Source organism: Natronomonas sp., assembly GCF_046710025.1.
GTDB lineage: Archaea > Halobacteriota > Halobacteria > Halobacteriales > Haloarculaceae > Natronomonas.
Map to the genome: position 1 here is coordinate 1 of NZ_JBKEGK010000239.1, position 3,762 is coordinate 3,762.

General features: G+C 63.7%; 4 protein-coding genes and 2 pseudogenes. 3 read left to right on the plus strand and 3 right to left on the minus strand.

Going from position 1 to position 3,762, the window contains the following annotated elements:
• The 3 genes from ACI944_RS12890 to ACI944_RS12900 form a co-directional block, all read left to right on the plus strand.
• A partial coding sequence (locus tag ACI944_RS12890) for an MBL fold metallo-hydrolase (RefSeq protein WP_411719441.1) occupies positions 1 to 875 on the plus strand: 875 nt, incomplete at its 5' end.
• A 55-nt stretch (positions 876 to 930) separates the two neighbouring features.
• A complete protein-coding gene (locus tag ACI944_RS12895) occupies positions 931 to 1,500 on the plus strand; it encodes a 5' nucleotidase, NT5C type (protein ID WP_411719442.1) in 570 nt (189 codons plus the stop codon).
• 130 nt (positions 1,501 to 1,630) lie between these two features.
• On the plus strand, positions 1,631 to 2,449 hold the full coding sequence (locus tag ACI944_RS12900) for an aldo/keto reductase (protein WP_411719443.1): 819 nt from the start codon (positions 1,631 to 1,633) through the stop codon (positions 2,447 to 2,449).
• A gap of 9 nt (positions 2,450 to 2,458) precedes the next feature.
• On the opposite strand, the gene ACI944_RS12905 is transcribed toward ACI944_RS12900, so the two are convergent.
• The 3 genes and pseudogenes from ACI944_RS12905 to ACI944_RS12915 form a co-directional block, all read right to left on the minus strand.
• The gene (locus ACI944_RS12905; RefSeq protein WP_411719444.1) at positions 2,459 to 2,740 is read right to left on the minus strand and encodes a DUF6360 family protein; all 282 of its coding nucleotides are present in this window, start codon (positions 2,738 to 2,740) and stop codon (positions 2,459 to 2,461) included.
• A 113-nt stretch (positions 2,741 to 2,853) separates the two neighbouring features.
• Positions 2,854 to 2,976 (minus strand): annotated as a pseudogene (locus tag ACI944_RS12910) (transposase); the annotation flags it as partial.
• A gap of 188 nt (positions 2,977 to 3,164) precedes the next feature.
• Positions 3,165 to 3,762: pseudogene (locus ACI944_RS12915) on the minus strand (hypothetical protein); the annotation flags it as partial.

A 3,762-nucleotide genomic window follows, 5' to 3' on the forward strand; every position in this document is an offset into this window, starting at 1 on the left:
CGTTCACCGCTGCGGGCCACCGCGTCGAGTTTTTCGACGCCGGCCACATCCCCGGTAGCGCCCACGTTCTCGTGGACGACGGCGACACCCGCTTGCTCTACACGGGCGATTTCCACACCGACGATCAACGCCTCGTCTCGGCGACGACCGACCGCCCTGACGCCGATATCGTCGTCTGTGAGAGTACCTACGCCGATGTCGAACACGCCCCGCGCGAGCGGGTCGAAACGCAGTTCATCGACAGCGTTCGGACGACGCTGTGGGAGGGCGGGACCGTCGTCGTCCCGGCGTTCGCCATCGGCCGGACTCAAGAGATTATGCTGTTGTGTGCGGCTCACGATATCGACTGCTACGTCGACGGGATGGGGGTCGAGGTCACCGAGATGCTCCGCCGACATCCCGAGTTCCTCCGGGACGCCGACGCCATGGCCGCCGCGAAATCGAACGCCCGCACGGTGACGGGGCGGGACGGCCAGCGCCGCCGCATCGCCGACGAATCGACGGTCATCATCACCACCGCCGGGATGCTCTCGGGTGGGCCCGCGATGACGTACATCCCCGAGATTCACGCCAACCCGGTCAACAAGATCTGCTTTTCGGGGTACCAAGTCGAGGGCACGCCCGGCCGCCAACTGTTGGAGACGGGGGGCGCAGAAATCGGCGGCCAGCACCTGCAGGTCAGCGCACAACTCGAGCGCTACGATTTCTCGGCGCACGCCGACCGGGACGGGCTCCGCGCGTTCTTGGACGCCTATGAGGACACCCCCCTTCTTATCGATCACGGCGATAGCTGCGCTTGGTTCGCCGAACAGCTCCGCGGGGACGGCTTCGACGCGACCGCGCCGGAGCTCGGAGACGTGATCGAGGTATCATAGGCGCTGACCGCGCACACACAACGAATTAAATGAGTTCAGCCCGTAGATGCGGATAATGACTGATCGCCCCCTCGCCCCCGGCTCGACGCTTCTCGTCGATCTCGACGGTGTCGTCGCCGAGCAGCTCCCGCAGCTCTGTACGTACCTTCGCCGCGAGTACGACCACGACGTCGAACCCGACGACATCGACGACTGGTCCTACGAGGTGCCCGAGGCCGAGGGGCACATCGGCGACATCATCGGCGAGTTGATGACCGATCACGCGGAGTGGTACTTCGGCGGGATGGACCCCCAGCCGGGGGTCGCCGACACGCTCTCGACGCTGCGCTCGGAGTACCGCGTCGAGATCGCGACCCATCGGATCCCCGAAACCCATGACGTCTCGAAGGCGTGGCTCGACACCCACGGTATCGGCTACGACGATTTCCACGACGAGGTCCCAAACAACAAGGGCGCGCTTGCGGGGGATGCCCTGATCGACGACTACCACGGCAACGTGGCCGACGCACTCTCGGCTGGAAAGGCGGGCTTTCTGATGCAACAACCCTACAGCGACCCCTGCGCCTGCGACGGCGCCCACGTCGTCACGTCGTGGGACGACGTCCGAACGCTGCTCTCGATTTGAGCGTTTCGTCCAAGCGCGGCACTCCGCCCGGATAACCGGCGTTTTGCTTGGGCCGCCGGGCTGCTCCGCCCGGATCTCCGGAACTCAGGCCGGGGCACCGTTTTATTTTCCATCGGGCCGAATCAATCGTATGGACACCTTCGACATCGGCGGCGAACTGACAGTCGGCCGGATCGGCTTCGGCGCGATGCGCATTACCGGCGAGGACATTATCGGCGAGCCGGATAACCCCGAATCCGCCCGCGAGGTGTTGCGGCGGGCCGCGGAACTGGTGGATCTAATCGACACCGCCGACTCCTATGGCCCGGGCGTCAGCGAGCGGCTCATCGGCGAGACGCTCGGTCCGGACAACGAGGTGGTCATCGCGACGAAGGGCGGGTTGCTCCGCAACCGCGACGGCGAGTGGCTGCCACGCGGCGACCCGGACTACCTCCGCAACGCCGTGTTGTGCAGTCTCGATCGCCTTCGGGCCGACCGGATCGACCTGTATCAGCTACACACGCCGGACCCCAACGTCGATTTCGAGGCCAGCATAACGGCCCTCGCGGAACTCAAAGACGACGGCGTTATCGAACACCTGGGACTCTCGAACGTCGACGTCGACCAACTCGACCTCGCCCGCGACCACGTCGACGTGGCGACGGTCCAGAACCGATACAACGTCGCCTACCGTACGGAAGCGGCCGTCCTCGACGCCTGCGAGGACTACGGGATCGGCTTCATACCGTGGTACCCACTCGCCGCCGGGGAACTCGGTTCGGTCGATGGACTCACGGAGGTCGCAAACGCACACGACACGACGGTCCAGTCAGTCGCCTTGGCGTGGCTTCTGGAGCGGTCGCCGGTGACGCTGCCCATCCCGGGAACTGCGAGCGTTGAACACTTGGAGGCGAACGTCGCCGCGGCCGATCTCAAGTTGACCGGCGCGGAGATTGCACGATTAACGTAGGCCGGCGAGTCACTCCGCAGCGGAGTCGACCTTCGTGGCGTGTTTCTGCAGGTCGGCGGCGAGTTCGCGGGCCTCCGACGGCGAGAGCCGGACCGTGTCGGCGTGAGGGTCGATCGCCTCCAGTTCGGTGTTGTCAAGTTCGAGTTGGAGAGAGACGTGATCGGGGTCGTTCCGGGGGCTCGTGACGTTCAATACAGCGTAGGCCTCCTCGGTGAAGCCGTGGCCCTCGGCCTCGGCTTCGAGGAGATCCAGCGTCGTGTACGCGTTGACCTTCATGATGCGGTCGGCCATATCGGCGTGGAGGCGGGCGGCGATACTAAACGTGGCGGCTGTGGGCGTGTGCACGGCAGTCTTGGGCGCACGTATGACAGCCGCGGGCTGTCAACTACCCCACCCTACTTCGCTCACTCTGAGGGGTTCGCTCGTGGAGGGTGGGGCTTGTCCATGAACTCTGCCTCAAACCCTTCCGGGTGGGCGGTGAATCCGCCGCTCGGCGTCACAGTTCCAGACTTCAGGGCAAGTTGAGTCCGCTTGTGGTACTGGACCGATGAAGCGAGCGTTCTTTCGGCACCAACGTACAGCCTTAGTCCTGGGAGGACGACGGGTGGGTAATTGCGATCATTGGAAGAGGAGTCGTCAATATAGTGAAACTGACTCAAATACGGTAGCGGAACTGCCACTGCGCTACCGAGGTAGCCGTGCGGAACGTAGATAGCTAGTCGGATGCATCACCGTTGAGAAGGAACTCGATCAGGTTCGAGACGAACACCTCGTTGTCGGCGTCGTACACCTCGGATCTCGTAATAAACGTCGAGTCAGCGACGAACACCATGTTGTCGTTCCGGACGACAATCGGGTACGTACCAGTACGCCGCGTGTCAAGTGTCCGAGTGCCGGCGGCGGCGGTGAACGTCGTCTCGGCGTCGGTGTCCGCAGTAATCGCGGCATAGCCGGCGGTATCGAGGGTGATCGTCTCGACACCCGTTGTCAGCTCCCCGCCGTCACTCGGCGACGCATAGATGGATTTAAAATTGTTATCGTTGCTGTCGTCGTCGATGTTATACAGCTGTTCGGCACCCACCCTGACGCCGTACCGCTGGGTAAGGGTATCAGCGCCAAAGGAGACGGTTGTGCTTGTCTGTTCGGGGCCACTCGAGACACGGGCCTGACTCGGCTCTGCAAGGACCGCCACACGCCCACCGCTTTCCGTGTACTCCTGCAATGCGTCACGCTCGTCCGGCGAGTAGCTCGTCAACGGCTGGATAATGAGGATCCCATCGTACTGGCCGAGTGAATCCTCGGCGTCGCTTACC

Excerpts from the sequence above, each read along its gene's own strand:
- ACI944_RS12895 (WP_411719442.1), top strand. The coding sequence starts at position 931 with ATGACTGATCGCCCCCTCGCCCCCGGCTCGACGCTTCTCGTCGATCTC.
- ACI944_RS12900 (WP_411719443.1), top strand. The coding sequence starts at position 1,631 with ATGGACACCTTCGACATCGGCGGCGAACTGACAGTCGGCCGGATCGGC.
- ACI944_RS12905 (WP_411719444.1), bottom strand. The coding sequence starts at position 2,740 with ATGGCCGACCGCATCATGAAGGTCAACGCGTACACGACGCTGGATCTC.